The organism is Streptomyces sp. R33, from assembly GCF_041200175.1.
In the GTDB taxonomy this organism is placed as follows: Bacteria; Actinomycetota; Actinomycetes; order Streptomycetales; family Streptomycetaceae; genus Streptomyces; species Streptomyces katrae_B.
On record NZ_CP165727.1, the window covers coordinates 2,377,335 to 2,404,032 of the forward strand.

Below are 26,698 nucleotides of genomic sequence, written 5' to 3' on the forward strand. Positions count from 1 at the left end.
GTGCATGGATCCGAGAAGATCATTGCCTTGGACTCATGGCAGGGGCCGACCGCAGGCTTGCCCCATGAACACCGACAGCACCGGCAACTCCGTTCATTCCGCGGATTCCCTGCATTCCGCCGACGTCATCGTGATCGGCGGCGGCACGGGCGGCTACAGCACCGCCCTGCGCGCCGCGGCCCTCGGCCTGCGCGTCGCCCTCGTCGAGCGGGACAAAACAGGCGGTACCTGTCTGCACCGCGGATGCATCCCCAGCAAGGCGATGCTGCACGCGGCCGAACTCGTCGACGGCATCGCCGAGGCGCGGGAGCGGTGGGGGGTCCGGGCCACCGTGGACGCGGTGGACTGGTCGGCCCTGACCGCCACCCGCGACGACATCGTCTCCCGCAACCACCAGGGCGTGGAGGGCCACTTGCGGCACGCCGGCGTCCATGTCGTGCGCAGCAGCGCCCGGCTGACCGGACCGCGCTCCGTCCGGACCGAGGACGGTCGGGAGTTCACCGCGGCGCGCGGCATCGTACTGGCCACCGGTTCCCGGCCGCGCGTCCTGCCCGGGCTGGAGCCCGACGGGCACACGGTCGTCACCAGCGACGACGCTCTCTTCGCGCCGGGGCTGCCCGCCTCGGTGCTGGTGCTGGGCGGCGGGGCCATCGGCGTGGAGTACGCCTCCTTCCACCGGTCCATGGGCGCCGAAGTGACCTTGGTCGAGGCCGCGGAGCGGCTGGTTCCGCTGGAGGACGCCGACGTGTCCCGGCATCTGGCACGCGGGCTGAAGAAGCGCGGGATCGACGTGCGGACCGCAGCCCGGCTGGAAGGCGCCGAGCGGCTCCCCGGCGGGGGCGTGCGGGCCACCGTACGCGGGGCGCGCGGGGACGTCCGGGAGGTGGTGGCGCAGCGGCTGCTCGTCGCGGTCGGCCGCGTCCCGGTGACCGACGGGCTGAACCTGGCGGCGGCCGGCCTGACCACGGACGAGCGGGGGTTCTTGACACCGGCGGACTGGTCCCGGCTGGAGACCCCGGTCCCGGGGATCCACGTGGTCGGCGACCTGCTGCCGCCGCCCTCGCTCGGCCTGGCGCACGCCTCGTTCGCGGAGGGGCTGCTCGTCGCCGAGACCCTGGCGGGGGTGGCGAGTGCCCCCGTGGACTACGCGGCGGTGCCACGGGTGACGTACTCCGCGCCGCAGACCGCCGCCGTCGGGCTGACGGAGGCGCAGGCCCGGGACCTCTCCTACGACGTCGTCGTGAACACGATGCCGCTGACGGCAGTGGCGAAGGGGATGGTGCACGGCCAGGGCGGGACGGTAAAGGTGGTCGCCGAGCGGGGCGGGCGGGTGCTGGGCGTACACCTGGTGGGGCCGCACGTGTCGGAGATGATCGCCGAGAGCCAGCTGATCGTGGGCTGGGACGCGGAGCCGGGGGACGTGGCCCGCCACCTCCACGCCCATCCGACGCTGTCGGAAGCGGTGGGCGAGGCCTTCCTGTCGCTGGCCGGCCGCGGACTCCACCAGCAGTAGCCGATGGCCGTCCCGGCAAGGCGTTGGCCAGGGTTTTCCGGGAAGTGTGGGGCGTGCGGAGCAGTAGGGGGCGTGCACGGCGGGCATTGCATCTGACGTGACCCTCCTCCGTGACATGTGCTACCCCACACCGTCCGAGCTCGCGCTGGCCGCCCGCGCGCTGGCGGACGAGCACCCCGGCCCGGCCCGGCTCCGCCAGGCCGGCACCTCCCGGGGCGGCCGGCCCCTGTGGCTGTTCTCCGTCGAGCCGAGCGGCCGCCCGCAGGGCGCGGGCGTGCTCGTCGTCGCCGGGGCACACGCCAACGAGCCCGTCGGCGGTGCCACCGCGCTCGCGCTGGCCCGACACGTCCTGCACGAGCCGGCGGTCCGGGCCGGGCGGGGCTGGCACTTCCTGCTGTGCGCCGATCCCGACGGGGCGGCCCTGCACCGCACGCCCCGCCCGTACTCCCTGCTCGACTACCACCGGAACTTCTTCCGGCCCCCCGGCCCGGAACAGCCGGAGTGGGCGCCGTCTTTACTGCCTCCGGACCGGCTGCCGCCCGAGACCCTGGCCCTGACGGCCCTCATCGACGAGCTGCGGCCCGCCCTGCAGGTCTCGCTCCACGGCACCGACCTCGGCGGATCCTGGGTGCAGCTCACCCGGGACATACCGGGCCTGGCGGAACCGTTCGCCAAATCGGCCGCCGAGCTGCGGATCCCGGTGGAGACCGGGGCTTCGGACGCGGCCGGCTGGCCCTCCCCCGGGCCCGGGATCTTCGTGATGCCGCAGGCCGGGGCCGACGCCGCCGGGGCGTTCCACCCGGAGGACACCCGGCTCAGCACCTGGTACCACGCCCACCGGTACGACGGCACCACCGCCATCGTCGAAGTCCCCATGTGGGCCTCGGACCTGGTGGACGATCCCGCCCCGCATCCGGACCCGCGCGGCGCCCTGCGGTTCCTGGCGGGGCGGCTCACCGCGGACGCCGCGCTCGTGGCCCGCGTACGGGACCGGGTACCCGGGGTCCGGGAGCCCGGGATCCGGGAGCCCGGGATCCGGGAGCCCGGCCGTGGCCCCGGCTCGGGCCCCGGGTCGGATCCGGCCGGGGACGCCGGTGCGGCCGCGCTGCTGCGCGCCGTCGACTGGACGCTCGCCCTGATCCCCCGGATCACCGTGGAGTGGACCGGCCCCGGGGCCCCCGCCGAGGCCACGGCGGCCTCCATCGGCAGCATCGACGCCTTCGGGCGGCGCCTGTCGCTGCGCGCCGCCGCGATGCTGCTGCGGGTGCTCCGGGCCCAGGACCATCCGGCGGCGCCCGGGCTGGACCGGCTCGTCACCGGCTGGTGCGAGGAGTTCGCCGCCCGCTTCCAGGCGCGCCGGGTCCCGGTGGCCACCCAGGTCGAGCACCAGACCCGTACCGTCCTGGCCACGTACGAACGGCTCGTGGCGGCCGGGACGGTCAATGCGTAGAGACCACGGCGGCCTCGCCCGGGACGGCCAGGGTGTACCGGCGCTTGGGTGCGCCCGTGGCGCCCAGGCGGTCGTAGAAGCGGATCGCGCCCTCGTTCCAGTCCGGGGTCTGCCACTGGACCTGGTCGAGGCCGAGCTCGCGGGCGAGGCCTGCCACGCCGTCCATCAGGGCGGCGCCGAGGCCGTGGCCGCGGGCCTCCTCGGCGAGGTAGAGGCAGTCCATGTGGAGGTAGTGCCGGGCGTCCCAGAACGCGAACTCGGCCGAGCAGGCGGCATATCCGGCGACCGAGCCGTCCGGGGCCTCGGCCAGCAGCACCCACAGGCGGGCGCCCTCGGCGAACAGCTGCGGCCCGAGCCGGTCGGCCAGGTCCGCGGGCCGGGGCGCGGACTTCTCGTACGCGACGTGCTCGTGGACGAGTTCGACGAGGCGGGGCAGGTCCCCGGGGCGCGCGGGGCGCACGACGGGCGGGTGTTGCTGCGGGTGCTGGGGATCTCCGTGTTCCATGGACCCCATCATCGGACCCGCTCAGATCCGGGAGCGGGACACCCCCTAGCTGGAGGACAGCCGGAAGTTCATCCGGCCGAAGCCGATCTGGTCCCCGGCCCGGACCGCCACCGACCCGGTCACCCGGCGGCCGTTGACCGTCGTGCCGTTGGAGGAGCCGAGGTCGGTGAGCACCCACACCCCGTCGCGCATCCCGAGCTCGGCATGTACGCGGGACACGGTCTCGTCGGTGAGCCGCAACCCGTTGCCGGGGTCGCGGCCGATCCGCAGGGCCCGCGCACTCGGGTGCGGCAGCAGCAGTTTCGGCAGCCGCTCGGCGGTCCACGCCCGCCGGACCCCGGCGGACACGGCCGAGGCACGGCCCACCCAGGCGAAGACGCGACGGGTCCACGGGCCTTCGCCGCCGCTGCGGCTCTCGAGGTCGGCGGTGAGGACCACGAGGTCCTCGGAGCGGCGGGCGACCAGGGCGAGTTCCATACGGCGCAGGAACGTGTCGTGGGACAGCTTCCCGAGGGCCGCACCCTCGCGGAGCTGCTCCAGCGCCCGGTCGCGCTCCGCGTCGGACAGGCGCGGTACCGGGAAGGCGGGGAACTCGAAACTGGACGTCACAGGGTGATTGTCGGCCCGTCAGGGCCGGAGTGTCCAGAACTCCTCCGGCCGTCCCGCGATGATGGGGCAGGCACACGTTCCGGGGTACCGCCGCAGACGAGGGGAACCGTCCGTGCAGTTCGAGGTGTGGGCACCGCTGACAGACCGGGTCGCACTGCGGCTCGGCGACGCGACGTACGAGATGGCACGCGATCCGGACCGGGCCGGCTGGTGGCTCGCCGAAGCCCCGGCCGCCGACGGGGACCGGTACGGATTCCTGCTGGGCGTGGCCTCCGGGGAGGAGATCGTACGGCCCGACCCGCGCGGGCGGCGGCTGCCGGACGGGCCCGACGGCCTCTCGGCCGTGGTCGATTTCGAGCCGCTCACCCCGCAGGCGCCGGCACCCGGGTCACGGCTCCAGGACGCGGTCCTCTACGAGCTGCACATCGGCACGTTCACCCCCGAGGGCACCTTCGACGCGGCCGCCGCCCGCCTCGGGCACCTCACCGCGCTCGGGGTCACGCACGTGGAGCTGATGCCGGTCTGCCCGTTCCCCGGCCGGCACGGGTGGGGGTACGACGGGGTCGCGCCCTGGGCCGTGCACGAGCCGTACGGCGGCCCCGCCGGGCTCGCCCGGTTCGTGGACGCGGCCCACGCGGCCGGGCTCGGGGTGGTGCTGGACGTCGTCCACAACCACCTGGGCCCCTCCGGCAACCACCTGCCCGCCTTCGGCCCGTACTTCACGGACACCCACCACACCCCGTGGGGCGCGGCGGTCAACCTGGACGCCGCCGGCTCCGACGAGGTGCGCGCGTACCTCCTGGGCAGCGCCCTGGCCTGGCTGCGGGACTACCGGATCGACGGGCTCCGGCTGGACGCCGTGCACGCGCTCGCCGACGGACGGGCGCTGACCTTCCTGGAGGAGCTGTCCGCGGCCGTGGACGAGTTCGCCGCCGAGAGCGGCCGCCCGCTGTTCCTGATCGCGGAGTCCGACCGGTGCGACCCGCGCACCACGACCCCGCGCGCCGTCGGGGGGCTGGGCCTGCACGCCCAGTGGAACGACGACTTCCACCACGCCCTGCACTGTGCGCTGACGGGCGAGTCCCAGGCGTACTACGCCGATTTCGCCGAGGCGCCGCTCGCCGCCCTGGCCAAGACCATGACCCGGGCCTTCTTCCACGACGGCACCTGGTCCTCGTTCCGGGGCCGCAGCCACGGCCGGCCGGTGGACCGGCGGCGCACGCCCGCGCACCGCTTCCTCGGCTACACGCAGACCCACGACCAGATCGGCAACCGGGCCCTCGGCGACCGGCTCGCGGGCTCGCTCTCCCCCGGCCTGCTGGCCTGCGCCGCGACGCTGGCGCTGACCGGGCCGTTCGTGCCGATGCTGTTCATGGGCGAGGAGTGGGCCGCGGGCACGCCGTGGCAGTACTTCACCGACCACCCCGACCCGGACCTGGCCGAGGCCGTACGGACCGGCCGGCGCCGGGAGTTCGCGGCGCACGGCTGGAAGGCCGAGGAGATCCCGGACCCGCAGGACCCGGCCACCCGGGACCGCTCGTGCCTGGACTGGGCGGAGCCGGAGCGCCCCCCGCACGACCGGCTGCTGGCCTGGTACCGGACCCTGATCACGCTCCGGCGCACCCACCCGGACCTGCGGGATCCGGACCTGGCCGCGGTCCGTGTCGCGTACGACGAGGAGCGCCGCTGGGTGACGTTCCGGCGGGGCGACGTACGGGTGGCCGTGAACCTCTCGCCCGAGCCGGTGACCATCGCCCTCGGCCGCAACGGGGTCCGGGTCCTGGCCGCCTGGGAACCCGTCGAGCACCCGGGCCCGGACGGCCGCGTGCACGTACCCGGTGAGTCGGCGGTGTTGCTGGGGCCGTGACTTCTCTCACCGTGGAACTGGCCCGTGAGGAAGAGAGGCCGAGGTCGTCGAGGCGCTGGACGCGCACACCGTGCTGCCGTTCCCGATCCCGCACGACTTCACGGACGGCGCGTGGACTACGGCTACCGTCTGGTCGTCGCCGGGGAGTCGTGAGGGAACAGGCCGTCGCTCTCAGTCGACGACGGCGAGCTCGCGCGGGGCGTTGTTGAAGCTGCGGCCGCCGTCCTCGGTGACCGTCACGATGTCCTCGATGCGCACGCCGAAGCGGCCGGGCAGGTAGATGCCCGGCTCCACGGAGAAGCACATCCCGGGGACCAGGGGCTGCTCCTCGCCCTCGACCATGTACGGGGGCTCGTGGGTGGTCACGCCGATACCGTGGCCCGTGCGGTGGATGAACCGTTCGCCGTAGCCGAACTCGGTGATCACCGCGCGGGCCGCCCGGTCCACGTCCTGGCAGGCGATGCCCGGGCGGACGGCCGCGGAAGCGGCCTGCTGGGCCTCGCGGACGATGTCGTGGACGCGCTGCTCCTCGGCGCTCGGCTCGCCGACGTGCACGGTGCGCGAGATGTCGGAACCGTAGCCGTGCTTGAGCCCGCCGAAGTCGAGGACCACCATGTCGCCGTGCCCGATGGTGCGTTCGCCGGCCTCGTGGTGCGGGTTGGCCCCGTTCGGGCCGGAGCCGACGACGGTGAAGTCCACCTGGGAGTGGCCGTGTTCGCGCAGCAGCGCGGCCAGGTCGGCGGCGATGTCGGTCTCCCGGCGGCCGGCGAAGGGCACCTTGAGGATCTGCTCGTACGCGGCGTCCGCAGCCGCGCCGGCCGCCGCGAGCCGCTCCAGCTCCCGCCGGTCCTTGACCGCGCGGAGCATCGGCAGGACGTCGGTGAGCGGGGCGTAGGAGGTGGCCGGCAACTCCCGCTGGAGGCCGAGCAGATGCAGCGCCCAGGTGTTGTCGCTGACCCCGAAGCGGCCGCCGGCGTCGAGGAGCGGCGCGGTGACGCCGTACGGGTTCTTCCCGTCGGCCCAGTCGCGCAGGGTCAGGGCGGGCGCCCCGGGGGCCTTGGCCGCGTCGGGGGCCTCCAGGGCGGGCACGACGAGGACGGGCTCCTGCCCGGCGGCGAGCACGAGCAGGGTCAGCCGCTCGGTGTCGACCGGCCGGTAGCCGGTGAGGTGGGCGAGGTCGGGCCCGGGGGCGACGAGCAGGCCGGCCAGCCCGGCCTCGGCGGCACTCTGCGCGGCGGCGGCCATCCGGGCGGCGTAGTCGGCGTGCGTGAACGGATCGGGTTCGAGGTCCATGCTGCGATCCTGCCGCCGCGCGGGGCCGCGCGCGAGTGGTTGGAGGTGTTGCCGGTCAGGCAAGGCGCCCCCCTACCGGGACGCGGTGAGCCGGGCGGCGAGGGCGGCGGCTTCGGGGGTCGGGGTGCCGGGGGCGAGGAGTTCCGTACGGTGCACCAGGCGGGGGTCGGACAGCGGTACGGCGACCCCGGCCGCGGCGGCCTCGGCCACCCGGCGGGGCAGCAGGACCAGGCCGTGCCCGGCGGCGGCGAGGGCGCACAGGGCGTGCAGGTCGGTGCCGTCGTAGCGCAGGGCCGGGGCGGTCCGGACGGCGGCGGGCACCGGCAGCGCGCCGGGGGCGTCGATCCAGCGGGCGTCGGCGAGGTCGTCGAGCCGGAGCGCGGCCCGGCCGGCGAACGGGTGCCCGGCCGGGAGCAGTACGGCGAGCTCCTCCTCCCCGACGCCGGTCACGGTGAGCGGGGCCACGTCGGGCAGCCGCAGCGGGTCGCTGGGCGCGGCGAGGCCGTCGACCAGGCCGAGGTCGCAGCCGCCGGTGGCGACTGCGGCCGGCACCTCGGCGGCCGGCAGCACCCGCAGCACCACCCCGGTGGCCGGCAGCGCGGCCGGCAGCCGGGGCCCGACGGAGAGCGGGGACGCGGCGAGGGTGACCTGCCCGGGCGGCGCGGCGGCCAGCCGCAGCACATCGGCACGGGCCGCGTCGAGCCGCAGCAGCAGCGGCCCGGCGTGTTCCAGCAGCCGCACCCCGGCCGGGGTCGGCTCCACGGGCCGCCGGGTGAGGAGCTCGGCACGCAGGTCGCCCTCGAGGGCGGCGATGTGCTGGGACACGGCGGACTGGGTGTAGCCGAGCTCGCGGGCGGCGGCGGAGAAGGAGGCCAGCCGGGCGACGGCGACGAAGGTGCGGAGCAGGTGCGGATCCATGGCGCCAGCGTGCCACCCGCTGCGCGGGGTCCGGCATGCAGCGCCCGGCCCGCATCACCCGGCCGGCAGGACCCCCGTCCGCAGGGCCCCGTCCGCAGGGCTGCGCCGCGCGTTTGCGTGCGGCCCCGGCCGAGGAGGTCGGCGGGTCCGCCGCAGCGCGGGGAGCCGCCGCACGGCGCGCCCGGGCGGTGGCGGGGCGGGGCGTCCCTATCGTGGGCGGGGTGAGCATCCCCAGCGGCCCGTCCGCCGGCCGCATCGGGCCGAAGGGCGCATCCCGGACCGACTCCGCCGGCGCCGTGTACGGCTCCCTCCTGGCCACCTCCGTGGTGGCCACGGCCAGTACCGTCGGCGCCCATCCACGGCTCCAGCTCGTCATCCTCCTGATCGTCACGGGTCTGGTGTTCTGGGCCACCCACGTGTACGCCGAGCTCGCCGGGGAACGGTTGGTCGGCGAACCGTGGAGCATGCGGGAGATCCGGCGGGTCGCCGTGCACGAGTGGCCCATCGTCGAGGCCGCCGCGCTGCCCGCGGCCGCCGTCGCCGTGAGCGGCCTCCTCGACCTGGACTACGTGGCGACGGCCTGGCTGGCCATGGGCGTCGCCGTGGCGCAGCAGGTCGTCTGGGCCTGCCTCGGCGCTGCCCGTGCGGGCGCCACCCGCGGCCAGCTGGCCACCGAGGGGGTCGTCAACCTCGTCCTCGGCCTGATCCTCGTGGCCACGAAGGCCACGCTGAAATGAGCCCCGCCGATCAGTCGCCCAGTCGATCAGGTCTGCTTATCGAACGTGCAGAAACAATCGTTGGTGCTGAACCGCGGCGGGGTCGCAGGATGATCGGCATGACGACTGCACGGACCACCGCACGGGTCGCCCTCGTCGGCGACCGCTCCCCGCACGTGAAGTCCCACACCCGCATCCCCGCGCTCCTCGACGCCCTCGCCTCGCGCGACGGGCTCGTCCTCGACGCGTACTGGATCCCCACCGGCGACGCCGGGGCCGAGGCCGCCTCCGGGGCCCTGGCCCGGTTCGACGCGGTCTGGGTCCTGCCCGGCAGCCCGTACGCCAGTGAGGCCGGGGCGCTCGCCGCGATCCGGGTCGCGCGGGAGGAGGGCATCCCCTTCCTCGGGACCTGCGGCGGCTTCCAGCACACGCTGCTGGAGTACGCCCGCTCGGTCTGCGGGCTGGCCGGCGTCGCGCACGCCGAGAACGACCCCGGGGCCGAGGACCTGCTGATCGCCCCGCTCGCCTGTTCGCTCGTCGGCCACGAGGGCCTCGTACGGGCCGAGCCCGGGTCGCTCGCCGAGTCCGTGCTCGGCGCGGAGCGGTCCATGGAGCGCTACCACTGCAGCTACGGACCGGAGCCGCGGTACCTGCCGGTGCTCACCGCCCACGGGCTGCGGCTGTCAGGGTACGACGAGGACGGGCAGGCACGCATCGCGGAGCTGCCGGGACACCCCTTCTTCCTGGCCACGCTGTTCCAGCCCGAGCTGTCCGGCGACGGAAGGCGCCCGCACCCCGTCGTGAAGGCGCTCGCGGCGGCGGCCGTGGCGCACGCCGCGGCCAGATAACGCGTGGCGGGACCACCCTCCTGATCAGCTATGCTGTGCATGCACATCGAACGGGCGGTCCGCCGCCCTTCGTGGTGGGTGTAGCTCAGTTGGTAGAGCACCTGGTTGTGGTCCAGGTGGCCGCGGGTTCAAGTCCCGTCACTCACCCTGATCCCCTGGGGGTACGAGGTCTCCTCGTACCCCCAGGGGTTTTCTGCTTCCTCTTCCTATCCCCGCAGAAACGCCTCGACCGCGGCGGCGAAGGCGACCGGCGTCTCGTGCGGCGGGTAGTGCCCGGCGCCGGGGACGGGGTGGACCCGGCAGTTGGGGTACGCGACCTGCCAGGTGGCCCGCATCACCTCGGGGGTGAGGGCGAGGTCGTACTCCCCGACGAGGACCAGCACCGGGACGGTGCTGCCCTTCACGGCGGCGGACAGGTCCAGCGGCTGCCAGCTCGCGAGGTACGCGGCGAAAGCCTCCGGGCGGGAGACGTCGAGGGAGTGCGCGATCATCCGGTCCAGCCAGTGGCGGCTCGCGCGGTGGCCGGTGACGAGGTCGAGGATGGTCCGCCGGTTCCCGGCGCTGTGGGCGGCGCCGTGGAAGAGGGCGTGGGTCGCGTCGTCCATCTCGTACGGGCCGGCGGGGACCGGGTTGATCCCGATCAGCTTCTCGATCCGCTCGGGGGCGCGGACCAGGACCTGCTGCATCGCCTTGCCGCCCATGGAGTGGCCCATGAGGGAGAAGGTGTCCCAGCCGATCTCGTCGGCGAGCGCGAGCACGTCGTCGGCGATCTCGGGGAGGCTGTAGCGGCCGGCGACGTCGCGGCGGTCGCCGTAGCCGCGGTAGTCGAGGAAGGCGTACGAGAACCCCTCGGGGTCCAAGTAGTCCAGTACGGACCCCCAGTTGGCGGACGTGCCGAACCAGTCGTGCAGCACGATGACGCGGACGGGGCCGGTGCCGATCCTGCGGTGGGCGATGGCCATGCGTTCTCCCTCGGTGGCGGGGGTGGCGGAGCGGGACGCCGTACCTCCTGCCCAGCGGGCCTACCATCACACCGTGATACCGACACCTCCTTCCGTGCCCGTGGAGTGCATCAGGATCCGCGACGCGAGGACCGGGACCGGCCACCCGCACCACCCCGCGTACTACGAGATCGTCGATCCGCAGGAGATCGCGGAGGTACTCGCCGTCTGGCCCGACGAGCCCGCAGCCACCGGGACGCACGAACCGTCCGATCCGGGGATCAAGTTCCTCTCCTGCATGTGCTGGGAACACGAGCCGGGCGGCAGCGACGACCCGCGGATCCGCGAGCTGCCGAACGTCATGCGGCCGCAGCCGCTCGCCCAGCTGCTCGACAGCAGGGCCGCGGACGGCATCCCGGCCAGGCACCGCGCCCGGTGGGCGGCCGCCGCGCCCGGCGGGCTCCGCGGCTACGCCGAGGCGATGGCCCGCGGCGAGGAGCCGGAGCCCCCGGCGGGCATCGCGCTGTCGGTCGCCTTCGCCTGGCAGGGTGCCGCCCGGGAGAACCCCGCGGACGCGGCGTCCCTCCTTGCGGACGCGGCCCCGCAGCGCCTGCTGACCGGAGCAGGCACGGCGGAGCTGGCCTGGGCAGTGCGTGAGACGGACCGCGGCGGGCTGGACGCCGCCGTACGGTTCTTCGCGAGCGAGGAGTTCACCACCCGCCACCCCAAGCGCCGCCGCGTCCCGGACACCGCCCGCGACCTCCTGCTCCGGCACGCCCGCAGCCACCGCCCCACCGACCTCCCGGTCCTGGAACGGCGGCTGCTGCGCACACCGGACGACCGCGTCAGACGGTCTTGATCGCCGGGTCGGAGAGGCCCGGGGCGCCCGTTTCCACGTGGCCCGCGAAGCGGCGGAGGAAGGTGCTGTCCGCGTCGGAGACGACCTTGACGTCGTACCAGCTGCCCGTGGTGGCCAGGTCCGCCGTGTACGTGGCCGTGCCGCCGGCCGCGACGCGGAGGGTCTGGGGCGTGCCGCCGTAGGCGTTGGTCACCGTCAGGTTGACCGCCGCCGAGCCGGAGTTGGTCAGGGTCAGCTTCAGGTTGCCGGTGGCCGCGTCGTGGCGGGCCGTGACCTCCGGGCCGGCCTTCTTCGCCGGGCCCTTCCAGGTGCGCAGGAAGCCGTTCGGGCCCCAGACCGTCAGGTTGATCTGGTTGCCGGTGGAGCTGCTGGTGCTCCAGGTGTCCGAGAGGGTCTTGCCCGCCTCGACCGTGTAAGGCCAGGGGCCGTCCGTCCGGTTGCCCGAGGTGCTGTGGAAGTGCGCGCCGAGGCTGGGGCCGGAGGAGAAGGTCAGGGTGAACTGGCCCGTGGAGACCGTGGCCCTGCCGTCGACGTACGGGGCGTAGCCGAGCGCGCGCGTGGGCTTGCGGCCCGCCTCCTGCTTGGGCAGGGCGCCCGTCGCCGGCGGGACCGGGTGGTAGGAGGGGTGGGCGTTGTGATCCGGGGGGATGTAGCCCGCCGTCGAGGGCAGCGCCGCGGGCGAGGCGTCTGACCTCGAGAAGTCGAACGCCGAGGTCAGGTCGCCGCAGACGGCGCGGCGCCACGGCGAGATGTTGGGCTCCTGCACGCCGAAGCGCTTCTCCATGAAGCGGATCACCGAGGTGTGGTCGAAGGTCTCGGAGCAGACGTAGCCGCCCTTGCTCCACGGGGAGACCACGATCATCGGGACGCGCGGGCCGAGGCCGTACGGGCCGGCCGCGTAGCCGCCGCCCCCGGCGTACAGGTCCTTCGAGACGTCGGCCGTGGACAGGCCCCATGCCGCGGACGCCGGCGGGTACGGCGGGACGACGTGGTCGAAGAAGCCGTCGTTCTCGTCGTAGGTGATGAAGAACGCCGTCTTCGCCCACACCGCCGGGTTGGCGGTCAGGGCGTCCAGGACCTGCGAGATGTACCAGGCGCCGAAGTTGACCGGCCAGTTCGGGTGCTCGCTGAAGGCCTCGGGCGCGGCGATCCAGGAGACCTGGGGCAGCGTGCCGTTCACCACGTCCGCGCGCAGCTTGTCGAAGTAGCTCTCGCCCGCCTTGGCGTTGGTGCCGGTGCGGGCCTTCTCGTACAGGGGGCTGCCGGGCGCGGCGTTGCGGTAGTTGTTGAAGTACAGCAGCGAGTTGTCGCCGTAGTTGCCGCGGAACGCGTCGCTGATCCAGCCCCACGAGCCGGCCGCGTTCAGGCCGTCGCCGATGTCCTGGTAGATCTTCCAGGAGACCCCGGCCGCCTCCAGGCGCTCCGGGTAGGTCTTCCAGCCGTAGCCGGCTTCCTGGTTGCCGAGGACCGGGCCGCCGCCGGTGCCGTCGTTGCCCGTGTGGCCCGTCCACATGTAGTAGCGGTTCGGGTCGGTCGCGCCGATGAAGGAGCAGTGGTAGGCGTCGCAGACCGTGAAGGCGTCCGCGAGCGCGTAGTGGAACGGGATGTCGTTCCGCGTCATGTAGGCCATGGTCGTGGTCGTCTTGGCCGGGACCCACTTGTCGTACTTGCCGTTGTTGTACGCGGCGTGGCCGCCGGCCCAGTCGTGGTTCAGACCCTCGACGAACTTCATGCCCAGGTCGTCGACCTGCGGGTTGAACGGGAGGATGTCCTTCGTCCCGTTGGACTGGTAGAAGACGGACTTCCCGTTGTCCTGGAGGACGGGGCGCGGGTCGCCGAAGCCCCGGACGCCCTTCATCGAGCCGAAGTACTGGTCGAAGGACCGGTTCTCCTGCATGAGGACCACGATGTGCTCGATGTCCTGGATGGTGCCGGTACTGCCCTGCGCGGGGATGGCGGCCGCGCGGGCGATGCTCTCGTTCAGCATCGCGACTGCGGCGGTTCCGCCCGCGATCTGCAGGAACCTGCGGCGATTGAGCTCAGCCATGGGGGACGACCTCTGCGAGTGAGGGGGGGTGTCGAGGGGCGACCCAAGGACAGCGGTCCCGGGGTACCGGACGGGGATCAGTTCGTGACACCGCGCGGTACAGCTGGAGAACGGAAAGACCTCCCGGACGGTCCGCGCATCTGCTGGAATGACCTCCGAAACACACTGCACGGGGGGCGCGGAGCAGATGGCGGGGACCGAGTTCGGGCATGCCCTGGGGCGTTCCCGCGCGCTTTCCGGCCTGCCTGCTGTTCCGCTGGTGGCACGGTACGGGGAACTCGTGGCGGCGCAACAGGCCTTGGGCTTACGCCACTTGGGCGAGTTGCTGGTCCCTGCCGGCGGGCGGTTCCGGGTGCTCGACGGGATCTTCGCCGTCGAAGGGCCGGGGCGCAGGCGCCATGTGGGGGCCGGGGCCCTGCGAGGGCTGCGGGCTGCCCGGGGGGCCGCCGGGGCGGCGGCCGGGGCGGATCCCGGTGCCGGTGCCCTGCTGGAGCAGCTGGCCGCGATCCAGGAGCGGGATCCGGCCGCGCTGCGGCGGATCCTGCTGTACCAGCTGGTGCAGCTGCTGCACGACCACCCCAGGGGGGATCTGCCGGACACGGCCGCCGGGTTCGGGGTCGACCCCGACGAGGCTGCGGCCCTGGTGCACGCGGCCGCGGGGAGCCCCCGGCTGGACCCGGCGCAGCGGGCCGCCGCCGAGGGGCTGGAGGACGCGTGGCTGGCCGGGCGGGTGCGTGCCGCCGCCTGGAGCGCCGCCGTACTGCCGCCGTCGGTGGCCGCCGGGGACCCGCTGCTGGCGCGGCGGCTCGCCGAGCTGGCCGGGCGGGTACGGGCCGCCGACGCCCTGCTGGACGAGGCCCGGGAGTACGAGGACCGCGAGGATCCGGAGCGGGCCGCGGCGGCGTACGGGCAGGCGGCCCGGCTGGCCTGGGACTGCCCGCGCGCGGTGCGGGGGCTGGTCCGCACCCACCGCCCGGCCGACGGGGACCCCGGGCCGCTGGAGGCGTGGCCCCTGCCCGGCGGGGTGGCCCTGCGCAGACCGCCCGGTGCCGACCCGGACGGGAGCCGGCGGGTGGTCCGGCTGACCCGGCGCGAGCCGCTCACCACGCCGCTGCCGGAGGTGCCCGGCCCGCTCGGCGCGGAGCCGCTGACGGACCGCCGGGCCCCGCTCGGGCGCGAGGTCCGGTACGTGGCCCTTCCCGCCGAAGGCGGCACGCCCCTGATCAGCGCCCCGCTGCTCGTGGCCCCCGAGGCGACGGAGCTCCGCGTCACCGACGGCCGGGCCCGCATCGAAGCCTCCTGGCTCCGCCCGCCCGGCTCGACGGGCGTACGGGCGACCCTGACCGGCCCCGAGGGGCGCACCGTGGAACTCGGGCCACCGGTCGCCCCCGGCCCTGCGGACGGACGGGAAGCCGTACGGGCCGAGGGGCTGGAGCCCGGGGCGTACGTGCTGCGGGTGCGGTGCCGGTACGCGGGCGTGGGCGGCGAGGTGTGGTCCGGCGGGGTCGAGGCGCCCACCGCCGTCCATCCCTGGCCGGAGCCGGTGGTCGGGCTCGGCGCCGTGGCCCGGGACGCCGGAGGGCTGGAGTTCCGGTGGACGGGGGGCGGCGGGGGCCGCGTACGGTTCGTGCAGTGGCCGGGGACGGCTCCCGCCGAGGGGGCCGAGCTGGCGGCCTCCGCGCTGCCTGAAGCGCTGCCCTGGGTGGACTGCGACGGGATCGCGCAGCCGCCGCCCGGCACGCTGGCCACCGTCAGCGCCGTGGCCGTCCTCGGCGAACGGGCGCTGGCCGGACCGGGCGTGGTGGTCGAGGCTCCGGAGCCGGTCACGGGGCTCACGGTCCGGCGGACCACCGCCGGGCGGGCCCGGATCAGCTTCGACTGGCCCGACGGCGCCGGCCGGGTCACGGTCGCGGTGACCCCCGAGCCGGGCGGCGAGCGCGCCGAACACCCCGTCGTGCGAGCCGTGTTCCTGCGCGAGGGACTGGAGCTGCCGGTCGGCCCCGGCGCCGTCCGCGTCACGGCGTACGCCGCCCCGCGCAGCGCGCTCGCGACCGCGGCCGCCCCGCGCGACGCCGAGCAGGCCGTCCTCCCGGCCGACGTGGCCATCGCGTACCGACTCCTGCCCGGGCCCCGGCGGATGCTGCGCCGCGGTCCCGCCGTGCTCCGGGTGACCCTCCACGCGCCCGGTGGGGATCCCGGCTCCGGGCTGCCCGACTTCGTCCTCGTCGCCGGAGCGGGCGGCGGTGCGGCCCGTCCCCACCGGCCCGCCGACGGCGCCGAGTTGTGCCGGGTGACCGGCGCCGAGCTCGCGGCCTCGGGGACCGTCGAGCGCGAGATCGACCCCCGCGCGCCCGGCGGCCCGTACGCCGTGCGCGGTTTCCTCCTCGGCGGCCGTGCCGCCTCCGTCCGGCTCGACGAGCCCTCCCTCACCTCCCTGGTGGTCCGCTGACATGACCTCCGTCGTCTGCCCCTACTGCTTCGACCGCTCGGCCGCCGCCCGGCTGCCGTTCCGCTGCCAGATGTCCGCCACCGGGGTGCGCGGCGGCAAGCCGTGCACTGCGGAACTCGACGGCATATGGGCGGAGTTCATGGGGCCGAGCGTGCCGCCCGCGCTGAAGATGCGCGGCCCGGTGTTCACCGCTCCGCGCGGCCTCGCGGGCCGTCTCGGGAGCGGGGGCGCCGCGCGGGCGGACTGCCCGCACTGCGGGGTCTCCACCCCGGTGCGGGTCTGTCTGCGCTGCCACAGCGACTTCCCGAGCGACTACACCGACCAGGACACCCGGATCATCGCCCTGCTGGGCCCCAAGGCCTCGGGCAAGAGCACCTACGTCTCCGTCCTGATCAACGAGCTGCGCAACCGGGTGGGCCGGGCGTACGGCGCCTCCATCACGGCGATGGGCGGCGAGACCCAGCGCCGGGACCGGGAGATGGCGGAGGACCTGTACGACCGGCTGCGGCTGCCGGAGGCGACGAGACCGGCGGCGCTCGGTTTCAACGACCCGCTGCTGTACCGGCTGAGCCTGCCGCTGCGCCGCCGGCTGCGCGGGGACGGCAGCCGGCACACCGCGCTGGTGTTCTTCGACGCGGCGGGCGAGGACCTCGGCAGCGCCGAGGCCATGGACCGGTACACGCACTACCTGGCCGCCGCCGACGGGATCATCCTGCTGGTGGACCCCCTCCAGATGCGGGCCGTACGGGACCAGCTGCCGGTGGACGCCGGGCTGCCGCTGCCCACCGTGGAGACCCCGCCCCAGCAGATCGCGGCCGACCTGGCGGCGCAGCTGCGGGCCCACGGGCGGGGCACCTCGCGCGGCCGGGTCACCACGCCGTTGGCGGTGGCGGTGACCAAGACGGACTCCCTGTTCTCGCTGGTGGGGCCGCACTCCCCGCTGCGGCGCAATGCCGGGCATGCGGGCGGCGCGGTGGACGACGAGGACCGGCTGGCGGTGCACGAGGAGATGCGGGGGCTCCTCGACGGCTGGGACTCGGGCGCGCTGTTCCGGCAGCTGGACCGGGATTTCGCCCGGCTGTCGCTGTTCGGGCTCTCGGCGCTGGGCTCCCCGCCGCCCGCGCACGCACCGGCGGACGCCCCCAAGTCGGGACCGCAGCCGCTGCGGGTCGAGGACCCGCTGCTGTGGCTGCTGGGGCTGGGCGGGCTGCTGCCGCGCACCGGGACCGGCGGAGCGGGCCGTCGTACGGCGGTGGCCGGTCCGGTACCGACACCGACACCGGCACCGCCGCCGGCTGCCGGCGCGACGGCGGACCGGTCGCACACGCCGGGAGGAGCGGCATGAACCTCGCCCAGATGCACTACACCTCGGCGCCTCCGGGTCCCGACGGATCGGGCTTCCGGTTCACCGCCGTCAGCCCCGGGGTGCCCGCCTCCCTGCTGCGCGAGGCCGAGCAGCTGATCGGGTACGAGCCGCCCCGGGACGCGCCGCCGCGCCCGAGCGCGGACCAACTGGGCGCCTTCCCACAGGCCTTGAGCCTGAACGTGCTCGCCGACGGCAGCCGGCTGCTGGCCCGCTCCGTGTACACGGGCGCCGACTACAGCGGCCGCTGGGGCAACTTCCACGCCCACGCCGTCCATCTGCCGCAGCCCGCCGACCCGGACCGGCCCGCCGAATGGCCGCTGCCGATCACCTCCTGGGGCTCCCGGCAGTGGGCGGCCGACTCCCCGCCGGCCGGAGCGCCCGTACCGCCGCTCGCGTCGGTGCCGGCCCCGGGCCCGCTCGACGTCGGCGCGCTCACGGCCTTCGTGGCCGCCCGGGGGCCCTGGCTCGCCAGGTTCTTCGCCGATGTGCGCCGGCTCGTCGAGGACCCGGCCGCCCCGCAGCTCGTCCTGGTGGAGCAGGACAGCGAGGCCGTGGCCTGGTGGATCCTGCTCGCCTGCAGTGTGCTGCCGCACCGGCGCGGCCAGTGGCTCACCTTCACCACGTACACCCGGCGGCCGCAGCTCGCCCGGCAGCAGATCATCGGCGTGGTGCCGGAGGACGGCCAGAGCCTGGCCGGGCAGGAGCACCGCTACCGGGTGTACGACGCCGCTCGCGCGGCGGCCCCCGCGCCGGATCCCGACCCGTGGGCGCAGACCGCCGCGCTGATCTGGCGGGCGCAGCGGCAGGACCTCTTCGCGGACGTCCGGCGGCTGCCCGGCGGGCGGTCCGGCCCGTACGAGGCCGGCCCGCTGGCCGCGCTCGCCCTCGCCGCGGGCATCGGCCTGGACTCGGCGGGCCGGACCGCGGCCGCCGACTGGGCCGCCGGACACCGGGAGGCGCTGGACGGCGCACGGCTGCACGCGCTGGCCCGGGCGCTGGGCGGCCCGGCCGGGGACCGGGGGCCCGAGGAGGCCGCCGCGAGCGGGCGGCTGCTGACGGCCCTGGCCGGCTGGGCACCCCCGGCGGTGAGCGAGCCGCTGGTGGAGCTGGCCCTGGCCGGGGCGGTCCGCTCGGGCGGGGCCGTCCCGCCCGCGGGGGTGCTGGGCGAGGCCGCCCGGGCCCGGCTCGCGGCCGAACTGGGCCCGGAGCTGCGGGCGGCGCTCACCGACCCGGAGCGCGGACCGGCCGACCGGGCCGGGCTGTTGCGGGTCGCCGCCGAGCTCGGAGTGGGCATCGCGGATCTTCTGCCCGATGTGGCAGGGCAGTTGGCGCGCGCCCTGATCGCCGATCCGGAGCGGGCGTACGGGGAGGCGGTGCGGGCCGCGCTGGCGGAGCCGGCCGAGCAGGCCGAGCTGCGGGGCCTCGTACTCGACCGGCTCGACGCGCTCGCGGCGGGCGATCCGGCCGCGGGGGCCCGGCTGTTCGCCCTGACCCCGCTGCGGCTGACCGGGGCCGAGCCACTGCCGCATCTGCGGATGTGCGCACGAGCGGCGGGCGGGGCGGGCGGCGACCGGGTGAAGGCGCTGACCGGGCTCGTGGAGCACTCCGGCGCCTCCCTGGAGGAGGAACCGCTGGTGCTCCGCACGGCGATGCGGCTCGTGTGGGGCGCGGAGCCGCCGACCGCGGGCGAGGCCTGGCTGGTCCTGTCTGCGCTGGGCGACCGGGCCCACCGGGAGGCCGGCACCTGGGAGCTGCTCGCGCAGGCGGCGGTCTGCGCTCCGGCCGACGACCGGTACGCGGAGGAGCTGGCGGTGGAGCTGCTGCGGCGGTTCTCCGCGCAACTCCCCGCCCCGCTGCGGTCCTCGCTGCTGCTGCTGGAGCTGGCCCGGAACCTGCGGGCCGGGGAGACGGGGGCGGGCTGGGTCCGCCAGGCCCTGGACCTGCGGACGCTGGACCCCACGCCGACGGCGCGGGAGCATGCCTACGCGGCGGCGGCCGCCCGGCTGCTCGCCGAGGACCGGCCCGGGAGCGAGGTGCGGGCCCTGGTCGAGAGCAACGACGCCGAGCTGCTGGCCGCGTACCGGCGGGCCGCCCGGCAGCCGCAGGTCTCGGACCGGCTGAGGCGCGAACCGGAGTACGCGGCGCAGTGCTTCGCCACCTGGTCCTCCCAGCCGCAGGCGGGCCCGGTGTGGCAGGAGGCCCGCACCGACCTGCTCGACGGCGTACTGCGCCCGGTCGTACGGGGCCTGGCACCGTCGGAGCTCAAGGCGCTCGAGGAGGCCCTGGCCCGGCTCGGCGGCCGCTGGGCGGAGGACTTCCGCGGCTGGCAGCGGCCCGGCGCCTTCGGCCGGCTCCGCGACCGCTTCGGCGGCTCCGGGCGCCGCGGTGCGAAGCCCCCGCCCGGCGGCCCGCCGCTGCGGGGCGGCTCCGGCGGGCCCATCGCCCCCGGCGAATCCGCCGAGGAGGGGCGGTGGAGGTGAACGCCGCGCTCGTCCTGCAGGTCCTCGGGGTGGCCACCGGTGTGATCGGGGCGGCCGTGTGCCTCGGGTACGGGCTGTGGCGGTTCCTGGCGCTGGCGCTGGGTGCCGCCTGGGCGGCCCTCGGGCCGCGCACGCCCGGGGCCCCCGACCCGCGGGTCAGCCCGTACGCCGGCACGGAGCCGGGGCAACCCGCGTACTGGGCACGGCAGATGTGGATCGACGCCGTGGCCGCGGCGCAGGCGGCCGCGCACACCGTCCGGTACCTGCTGGTCCACCACTGGCTCGACGAGATCGTCCGCCACCGGCTGCTGAGCGGCCGCAACGGTTCGACCGGGGACCGCGCCGAGCACGCCCTCGGACGGCTCCTGCTGCGGCTGCTCGCACCGGCGACGGCGCTGGCCGCGCTGCTGTCCGCCCTGCTGTCCTGCGCCCTGCTCGTCGGCGTCGCGCTGGCGTTCGCCGCCCAGCTGCTGCTGGTCTCGGCGGTGGCGCTGGCCGGGGTGCTGGCGGGGCGGAGCGTGGAGCGGCTGTGGAAGCTGGCCCGCGGCATCCGCATGAAGTGCCCGTACCCCGGCTGCTACCGGCCGTTCCCGCTGGCCGTGCACGTCTGCCCGGGCTGCGGCGCAGCGCACCGCGAGCTGCGGCCGGGCCGGTACGGGGCGCTGCGGCACGTCTGCCGCTGCGAGCGGGCGCTGCCCACCACCGCGCTCGCCGGGAGGCGGGGGCTCACCGCCCGCTGCCCGCACTGCGACCAGGGGCTGCCGCCGGCCGTGGGCACCACGCGGGTGGTGCACCTGCCGCTGATCGGGGGCACCTCGGCGGGGAAGACGATGCTGATGGCGGCGCTGCTCGACGGGCTGCGGGCCTGGTCGCACGAGTCGGCGCTGACGGTCGAGTTCGCGTCCCCCGCCGACCGGCGGGAGGCCAACACGCTGGGCCGGCAGGTGGAGACGACGGGGTGGGCGCTGAAGACGCAGGGCGGGCAGCCCCGGGCGCTGATGCTGCTCGTCGGGCGCGGGAGCGGCCGGCTGCGACTGCGGCGGCAGCGGCTGCTGTACCTGTACGACCCGATGGGCGAGTCGCTGCGCGATGCGGACACCACCCGGCGCCAGGAGTACCTCGCGCACGCGGACGGGGTCCTGCTGGTCGCGGACGTGCTGGCCTCGCCCGCCGTACGGCGCACCCTGCGCGGGGGCGACGGGCAGCTGGCGGTGGCCGCCCGGCCCGCCGACCTCGGCCCGGTGGAGACGTACGCGGGGTTCACCGGGGAGCTCCAGGGCCTCGGTGGCCGGCGGCGGCGCCTCGGCGTGGCGGCGGTGGTGACGAAGCGGGACGTGCTGGACCGGCTGGACTCGCTGCCGCGGCCGGAGGGCGCGGTCGACGCCTGGCTGGCCGAGATCGGACTGGGCGAGCTGGTCCGCGCCCTGGGCCACGACTTCGCGGCGGCCCGCTACTGGGCGGTCAGCGCCCATGCCGCCACCGGGGCGGGCGCCCTCGCGTCCGAGCAGCGGCGGGCGGCGGAACCGGTGCTGTGGCTGCTGTCCCGTACGGGGCTGCGGATCGGCGGGCCGGCGGCCGGGGCCCAGTCCCCGCGCCTGCCGCGGCTGCCCCGGCCGCGGGGGCGCAGCGGCCGGACGGCACCGGATCGATCAAGCCTGTGACGTGGGCCGGACCGGAGGCTAGGGTCCAGGAGTCATTCAGAAGAGGAGCAACACCCCATGGTGACACCGCAGATCGCGCGGGGGCGGCTGCTGATGCTGGTCCTGTTCGTGGTGGCGGTCGTGATGACGGCGGCCGCCGGGCTGGCGGCGCTCGTGCGGTACGTGCCGCAATGGCTCGGGATTTGAAGGAGATTAGCGGTGAGTGACATCCCCGGCGGGCCGATGGCGAACCGGCCCGTCCACTTCATCTGGCTGCTCGACTGCTCGTACTCGATGCAGGGCGAGAAGATCGGCCAGCTCAACTACGCGATCAGAGAGGCCGTTCCGGAGATGCGCTCGGTGGCGCAGGACAATCCGGCGGCCCAGCTGCTGCTGCGCACGATGACGTTCTCCACCACGGCCCGCTGGCACCACCAGGACCCGGTTCCGGTGGAGGACTTCACCTGGCAGGACGTCCAGGTGGACGGCATGACCAATCTGGGCGACGCCCTGCACCTGGTGGCCCGGGAGCTGGACACCCCGCCGATGCCGCAGCGGGCGCTGAAGCCGGTGCTGGCGCTGGTCTCGGACGGAGTGCCGACGGACGACTGGAAGGCGGGGCTGCGGGCCGTCGACGCGACCCCGTGGGGGCGCAAGGCCGTACGGGTGGCCATCGCGATCGGTGCGGACGCCGACCGCACCGTGCTGCAGGAGTTCCTCGGCAATCCGGAGCTCCAGCCGCTGGACGCGAACAGCCCCAAGCAGCTGGCGGCGGCGATCCGCTGGGCCTCGACGGCCGCGGTCAAGGCCGCCTCGCAGCCGGTGGCGGGTTCCGCGGACGCGATGGCGAAGCAGCCGTACGCCCCGCCGGTGCTCGACGACGACGATGACGACGTGTGGTGAGCGGGCCCGTGTCACCGCAGCCACCGCCGGTACCGCCGCAAGCGCCGGGGCCGGTACCGCTCTGGGCCACGTTCCGGGAGAGCGTCCAGGGCGTGAACAAGACCCGCAACCAGGACTACTGCGAGGTCTCGGGGCGTGGTACCGCCGAGGAGCCGCTGATCATGGCGGTGGCCGACGGCCACGGCTCCGCGGTGCACGCCCGCAGCCATCTGGGCTCCCGCTTCGCCGTGGACCTCTTCGTCGAGGAGGCCCGGCGGTTCGCGGCGCTCGCCCGGCCCCCCGGCGAGGAGCGGCCGCCGAGCCTGGCCTGGCTGATGCACTACGCCGGGCACGCCTTCCCCCGCCAGCTGGTCAGCGCATGGCGGGAGCAGGTCCTCGGCAACTGGGAGCGGACCAGCTCCCACGAGGAGCCCGGCCTGTCCGAGGAGCACAAGCTGCTGCTGTACGGGAGCACGCTGGTCGGTGCGGTGCTCACGCCCCGGGTGTTCGCGGCCTGGCAGCTCGGCGACGGCGAGCTGACGGTGGTGGACGACGACGGGCGGGTGACCGTACCGCTCGCGCCCGCCGAGGCGGACCTGGGGGACGAGACGGAGTCGCTGTGCAGCCCGGCGGCGTGGCTGCGCGTACGGACGCACTGGGCGCCTGTGACGGCACCCTGGCGGGCGCCCCGGCTGGTCGCGGTCTCCACCGACGGGCTGTCCAAGAGCTTCGCCTCGGACCGGGGCTTCCTGCAGTTCATGGCCGGGCTGGACGACCGGCTGTCGGCGGAGGGTGCGGACACCGTCCGGGCCGTCCTGCCGGAATGGCTGGCCAAGGCCTCGCAGCACTCCGGGGACGACACGACCCTGGTGGCGGCCTGGCATCCGGCACCGGCCACGGCCACCGGGGCGAGGACCACAGACGCGGCACCACCGACCGACCCGCACGGGAGAGACGAATGAGCGGCATGCTCGACAGCGGAAGCCTGCTGACGACCGACAGCGGCATGGGCGTGGAGGTCTTCGACCTGCTCGGCGCCGGCGGCCAGGGGGAGGTCTACCGGGTGCGGACCCCCGCCGGGGACCAGGCGCTCAAGTGGTACTACTCGGCCTGCGCGACCCCCGCGCAGGAGGACATCGTCCGCCAGCTGGTGGGCCGCGGCTTCGACGACGACCGCTTCCTGTGGCCCCTGGACTTCGTGGCCGACGGGCGCGGCGGGTTCGGGTACCTGATGGACATCCGCCCGGACCGGTTCAAGGGCCTGCCCCTGCTGTTCCGGCGGCAGCTGCGCACGACGCCGCGGGCCCTGCTGACGGCCTGCCTGTACACCGTCGAGGCGTACCAGGCCCTGCATTCGCGCGGGATCGCGTACCGGGACATCTCCTGGGGCAACATCTTCTTCGACCCGGCCACCGGCGACGTGCTGGTCTGCGACAACGACAACGCGGTGGTGGAGGGCGACAGCACCGGCATCTCGGGGACCATGGAGTTCATGGCGCCCGAGCTGGTGCGGGGTGATCCGGGGGTCTCCCCCGGCACCCAGAGCGATCTGCACTCGCTGTCGGTGCTGCTGTTCATGCTGCTGATGAACCATCATCCGCTCAAGGGCAGGCGCGAGTTGGCGATCCACTGCCTCGACGAGGCGGCGGAGCGCAAGCTGTACGGGAAGCAGCCGCTGTTCGTCTTCGACCCGCAGGACCGGTCCAACGCGCCCGACCCCACCGAGCAGGCGACGGTACTGGCCACCTGGGCGGCGGCCCCGGACTCCCTGCGGGACCTGTTCACCAAGAACTTCACGACGGGCCTGCACGACCCTACGACCCGGGTCCGGGAGTCGCAGTGGCGGGACACCCTGCGGGCCGTGCTCGACGCGGTGGTGGAGTGCGCGCAGTGCGGGAAGCAGAACATGACCGAGCCGCGGGCCGCCGATCCGGGGACGTGCTGGAGCTGCGGCAGCACGCTGGTGCTGCCGCCGCGGCTGGTGCTGACCACTCCGCCGCCGCGCACCGAGCACCACATCCTGCTGCACCGGTCCTCCCGGGTGCAGGCGCACCATCTGGCCGCGGAGCCGGCCCGGCACGACTACGGCGATGCGACGCTGGTGGCGCAGCTGACCGAGCACCCCCAGAAGCCGGGCCGGTTCGGGCTGGCGAACCGGTCCGCCTCGACGTGGACCGGGACCCGCGCGGACGGCTCCACCCAGCGCATCGACCCGGGGCAGACGGTTCCGCTGCGCTCGGGCCTGGAGCTGGACTTCGGCGGCGCGCGGGCCGTCGTACGAGCGAAGTAGGCGGGGCGGGGCCACCGGGCCGGGACCGGGGCCCCCGCCCGGATCCGGGCCGGGGTCAGGTCGCCAGGAGGCGGCCGATCTCCTGGGCGAGGGCGAGTCCGCCGCTGCCGGCGCCGAGACCGAGGGTGATCGTCTCCAGGGAGCGGCGGATCACCCCCGGCTCGGCGGCGCGCCGCTCCTGCGCGGCCCGGTCCAGTTCACCGCGCAGGGTCTCGGCCGCGGCGATGCGTTCCTGGGCCGCGCCCTGGTCCCGGAGCCACTGCGCGAGTTCGGCGGCCAGCCGCAGGGTCTCGGCGGCGGTGTCCTGCCGTCCGATGTTGAGGGTGCCGTTGTCGCCGATGATGCCGGCGGTGACGTTCTCGTTGAAGTTGAAGGTGCCCATCTGTCTCTCCCGGTGGTGATGGCGGTCAGGGCGTCCCTCGGCCCTGCCCGGAGTGCCCGGCCTGCGCACCGGGTCCGTTGTGGTGGTTGACGGTGCCGTTGTCGCCGATGACGCCCGCCTGCACGCTGCCCTGGAAGGTGTAGGTGTGCGTGTTGATGACCTGCTGCGCCTGGTCGTAGGAGCTGGTGTCGATGTTGTGGTCCTTCAGAAAGCGCTCCGTCGCTATCAGCACACCCTGCTGGAGGCGCTGCAGGAAGTCCTGGGAGTCGGTGCGTTCACTGAATCCCAACTGCTCCCAGTCCGCGACGCGTTCGCGGATGCTGTCGACCGCGCCGTAGTCGTAGAGCGCGTGCCGTTTGTCGATCTCGCGCCGTACCTTCTCCAGGGCGCGGGCGCGCCTGCGCTGCTCGGAGGCCCGCTGCATGCGCCGGGAGGAGGCCTTGAGCAGGGCGGTCCCGGTCCGGGACGTGGCGAAGGAGACCAGGCTCCACCAGCGCTCGAACCCGTCCAGCGGCAGCCGGTTCACCCGGTCGAAGCGCGCCTGCAGCGGCGGGATCCCGTACGCCGACACCTCCCAGGTGAGGCTGGGGTGGTGGAGGCGGGCTCGCAGGTGCATGGAGACGATGGCCCGGCCGCCCTCGCCGGCCCGGACCAGGCTGAGGTAGGTGCGCATGCCGGCGCCGGACTGCATCAGGCCCGCCTGGACCAGCTGCTTGGGGATCTGGGCGCGCGGCCGGCGCAGCCGGTCCGGCAGCAGCTCCGGTCCCACGTACGGGACGTTGGTCCCCATGACGTAGAGCCGGTTGCGGACCTGGAGGCCCTTGAGGCCGGCGATGTGCTCCATCTCGCGGGCCACGTAGGTGTGCAGGTCGACCGCGTCGAACGGCTTGACGGGCAGCTTGCCGCCGTTGCCCGCCGGGTCCTCGGCGGGGCGGCTGACGTCGATGGGCTGCCAGACCATCTCCTTGAGCTTGGAGCCGCTCCCGACGAAGGGGTTGGTGCGCTCGGCGCTCGCCGTGTACGGGACCACGTTGGCCCGCTTCGTCTCCAGCAGCCGCTGCTCCGCCTCCGGTTCGACCGCCGGGGCCAGGTCCGCCGGGCGGTCCGCGCCGTGCTCCACGGCGAGCGCCGCCGTACGGGAGCGGCTCTCGGCCTGGTGGACGAGCCACCAGGCGCTCCCGTACGCGAGGACCACCAGTGCGGCGGCTGCGTACGCGAGTCCCCACCGGGCGGTGACCATCGCGTACAGCAGCAGCGGCACCGCCGCCCACACGCCGACGGCACAGATCCAGGCCAGGCGCCGGTCCCGTAGGTCGGTCCGCCGGACCGCGGCGCGCGCGTGGCGGGCCAGCGCCACCAGGTCGATGCCGAGCGAGAGGCCGGTGGCGCGCAGCCCGTCCGCGGTGAGCTCCACGTCCACGTCGCGGGCGAAGTCCTCGTCCAGGTGCGCCCCTGCGCACAGTCGGCGGGTCACCGCATCGGTGCGGTACTGCGCCAGCGCCGGTAACCGGCGTGCTGCCATGTGCCTCTCCCCCGTATCCCCCGTGTGCCCTTCGGCCATCGGCCTTCGGGACACCCTACGGAAACGGGCCCCGGCTGTCCGGCCGTTGGGCGTGACCGCTCCCGGCCCGGGGGATGCGTAC

At 75.1% G+C, this 26,698-nt stretch carries 22 protein-coding genes and 1 tRNA gene; 15 read left to right on the plus strand and 8 right to left on the minus strand.

Going from position 1 to position 26,698, the window contains the following annotated elements; all coding sequences use genetic code 11:
• Window positions 1-64: 64 nt before the first annotated feature.
• Complete coding sequence (lpdA, locus tag AB5J51_RS11105) at window positions 65-1,513, plus strand: dihydrolipoyl dehydrogenase (protein ID WP_369777594.1); 1,449 nt, start codon at window positions 65-67, stop codon at window positions 1,511-1,513.
• A 97-nt stretch (window positions 1,514-1,610) separates the two neighbouring features.
• A complete protein-coding gene (locus tag AB5J51_RS11110) occupies window positions 1,611-2,963 on the plus strand; it encodes a M14 family zinc carboxypeptidase (RefSeq protein ID WP_369777595.1) in 1,353 nt (450 codons plus the stop codon).
• Here AB5J51_RS11110 and AB5J51_RS11115 read toward each other — a convergent pair.
• Both AB5J51_RS11115 and AB5J51_RS11120 read right to left on the minus strand, forming a co-directional pair.
• Window positions 2,953-3,468, minus strand: a complete 516-nt coding sequence (locus tag AB5J51_RS11115; protein ID WP_053788348.1) for a GNAT family N-acetyltransferase — start codon at window positions 3,466-3,468, stop codon at window positions 2,953-2,955. The genes AB5J51_RS11110 and AB5J51_RS11115 overlap by 11 nt on opposite strands.
• A 45-nt stretch (window positions 3,469-3,513) precedes the next feature.
• Window positions 3,514-4,077: a DUF1707 and FHA domain-containing protein gene (locus AB5J51_RS11120; RefSeq protein ID WP_053788349.1), complete on the minus strand. Its 564-nt coding sequence runs from the start codon at window positions 4,075-4,077 to the stop codon at window positions 3,514-3,516.
• A 112-nt stretch (window positions 4,078-4,189) separates the two neighbouring features.
• Between AB5J51_RS11120 and treZ the strand changes: the two genes are divergently transcribed.
• Window positions 4,190-5,944, plus strand: a complete 1,755-nt coding sequence (gene treZ, locus AB5J51_RS11125; RefSeq protein ID WP_053788350.1) for a malto-oligosyltrehalose trehalohydrolase — start codon at window positions 4,190-4,192, stop codon at window positions 5,942-5,944.
• 171 nt (window positions 5,945-6,115) lie between these two features.
• Here treZ and AB5J51_RS11130 read toward each other — a convergent pair whose 3' ends face one another.
• Together AB5J51_RS11130 and AB5J51_RS11135 are read right to left on the minus strand one after the other, a co-directional pair.
• Window positions 6,116-7,237 carry an aminopeptidase P family protein gene (locus tag AB5J51_RS11130; protein ID WP_053788352.1) on the minus strand — a complete coding sequence of 374 codons (1,122 nt, stop codon included), beginning with the start codon at window positions 7,235-7,237 and terminating at the stop codon, window positions 6,116-6,118.
• Between the two features lie 72 nt (window positions 7,238-7,309).
• Complete coding sequence (locus tag AB5J51_RS11135) at window positions 7,310-8,155, minus strand: LysR family transcriptional regulator (protein ID WP_053788353.1); 846 nt, start codon at window positions 8,153-8,155, stop codon at window positions 7,310-7,312.
• Window positions 8,156-8,376: 221 nt separating this feature from the next.
• Here AB5J51_RS11135 and AB5J51_RS11140 point away from each other — a divergent pair, with 221 nt between their 5' ends.
• The 3 genes from AB5J51_RS11140 to AB5J51_RS11150 all read left to right on the plus strand — a co-directional run bounded on the left by AB5J51_RS11140 (window position 8,377) and on the right by AB5J51_RS11150 (window position 9,866).
• Window positions 8,377-8,892 (plus strand): hypothetical protein, encoded by a 516-nt coding sequence (locus AB5J51_RS11140; protein WP_053788354.1) that lies wholly within the window; start codon window positions 8,377-8,379, stop codon window positions 8,890-8,892.
• Window positions 8,893-8,990: 98 nt separating this feature from the next.
• Complete coding sequence (locus AB5J51_RS11145) at window positions 8,991-9,719, plus strand: hypothetical protein (protein ID WP_369777597.1); 729 nt, start codon at window positions 8,991-8,993, stop codon at window positions 9,717-9,719.
• A gap of 74 nt (window positions 9,720-9,793) precedes the next feature.
• Window positions 9,794-9,866 (plus strand) — tRNA-His (locus AB5J51_RS11150).
• A 59-nt stretch (window positions 9,867-9,925) separates the two neighbouring features.
• On the opposite strand, the gene AB5J51_RS11155 is transcribed toward AB5J51_RS11150, so the two are convergent.
• Window positions 9,926-10,681: an alpha/beta fold hydrolase gene (locus AB5J51_RS11155; RefSeq protein ID WP_133896557.1), complete on the minus strand. Its 756-nt coding sequence runs from the start codon at window positions 10,679-10,681 to the stop codon at window positions 9,926-9,928.
• 73 nt (window positions 10,682-10,754) lie between these two features.
• Between AB5J51_RS11155 and AB5J51_RS11160 the strand changes: the two genes are divergently transcribed.
• On the plus strand, window positions 10,755-11,519 hold the full coding sequence (locus AB5J51_RS11160) for a hypothetical protein (protein ID WP_159047255.1): 765 nt from the start codon (window positions 10,755-10,757) through the stop codon (window positions 11,517-11,519).
• Here AB5J51_RS11160 and AB5J51_RS11165 read toward each other — a convergent pair.
• Entirely contained in the window at window positions 11,506-13,566 is a 2,061-nt protein-coding gene (locus AB5J51_RS11165) for a phosphocholine-specific phospholipase C (protein WP_369777599.1), read from the minus strand. The genes AB5J51_RS11160 and AB5J51_RS11165 overlap by 14 nt on opposite strands.
• Before the next feature lie 313 nt (window positions 13,567-13,879).
• On the opposite strand from AB5J51_RS11165, the gene AB5J51_RS11170 reads away from it, so the two are divergent.
• The 8 genes from AB5J51_RS11170 (at window position 13,880) to AB5J51_RS11205 (ending at window position 24,673) form a co-directional block, all read left to right on the plus strand.
• The gene (locus tag AB5J51_RS11170; RefSeq protein ID WP_369777600.1) at window positions 13,880-16,015 is read left to right on the plus strand and encodes a hypothetical protein; all 2,136 of its coding nucleotides are present in this window, start codon (window positions 13,880-13,882) and stop codon (window positions 16,013-16,015) included.
• A gap of 1 nt (window position 16,016) precedes the next feature.
• The gene (locus AB5J51_RS11175; RefSeq protein WP_234382436.1) at window positions 16,017-17,360 is read left to right on the plus strand and encodes a hypothetical protein; all 1,344 of its coding nucleotides are present in this window, start codon (window positions 16,017-16,019) and stop codon (window positions 17,358-17,360) included.
• The gene (locus AB5J51_RS11180) at window positions 17,357-19,861 is read left to right on the plus strand and encodes a GTPase-associated protein 1-related protein (RefSeq protein WP_369777601.1); all 2,505 of its coding nucleotides are present in this window, start codon (window positions 17,357-17,359) and stop codon (window positions 19,859-19,861) included. The genes AB5J51_RS11175 and AB5J51_RS11180 overlap by 4 nt, the downstream gene beginning before the upstream one ends.
• Window positions 19,852-21,522, plus strand: a complete 1,671-nt coding sequence (locus tag AB5J51_RS11185) for a hypothetical protein (protein ID WP_369777602.1) — start codon at window positions 19,852-19,854, stop codon at window positions 21,520-21,522. The genes AB5J51_RS11180 and AB5J51_RS11185 overlap by 10 nt, the downstream gene beginning before the upstream one ends.
• Before the next feature lie 57 nt (window positions 21,523-21,579).
• Window positions 21,580-21,708, plus strand: a complete 129-nt coding sequence (locus tag AB5J51_RS11190) for a hypothetical protein (protein WP_267887504.1) — start codon at window positions 21,580-21,582, stop codon at window positions 21,706-21,708.
• 36 nt (window positions 21,709-21,744) lie between these two features.
• Entirely contained in the window at window positions 21,745-22,404 is a 660-nt protein-coding gene (locus AB5J51_RS11195) for a tellurium resistance protein (protein ID WP_136223216.1), read from the plus strand.
• Window positions 22,405-22,496: 92 nt separating this feature from the next.
• The gene (locus AB5J51_RS11200) at window positions 22,497-23,345 is read left to right on the plus strand and encodes a PP2C family serine/threonine-protein phosphatase (protein WP_234382437.1); all 849 of its coding nucleotides are present in this window, start codon (window positions 22,497-22,499) and stop codon (window positions 23,343-23,345) included.
• Window positions 23,342-24,673 carry a protein kinase gene (locus AB5J51_RS11205; protein WP_369777603.1) on the plus strand — a complete coding sequence of 444 codons (1,332 nt, stop codon included), beginning with the start codon at window positions 23,342-23,344 and terminating at the stop codon, window positions 24,671-24,673. The genes AB5J51_RS11200 and AB5J51_RS11205 overlap by 4 nt, the downstream gene beginning before the upstream one ends.
• A 55-nt stretch (window positions 24,674-24,728) precedes the next feature.
• Here the strand turns inward: AB5J51_RS11205 and AB5J51_RS11210 are convergent, their stop codons facing one another.
• Both AB5J51_RS11210 and AB5J51_RS11215 read right to left on the minus strand, forming a co-directional pair.
• On the minus strand, window positions 24,729-25,055 hold the full coding sequence (locus tag AB5J51_RS11210) for a hypothetical protein (protein WP_133896562.1): 327 nt from the start codon (window positions 25,053-25,055) through the stop codon (window positions 24,729-24,731).
• A 25-nt stretch (window positions 25,056-25,080) separates the two neighbouring features.
• The gene (locus AB5J51_RS11215; protein WP_369777604.1) at window positions 25,081-26,577 is read right to left on the minus strand and encodes a hypothetical protein; all 1,497 of its coding nucleotides are present in this window, start codon (window positions 26,575-26,577) and stop codon (window positions 25,081-25,083) included.
• Window positions 26,578-26,698: the final 121 nt, after the last annotated feature.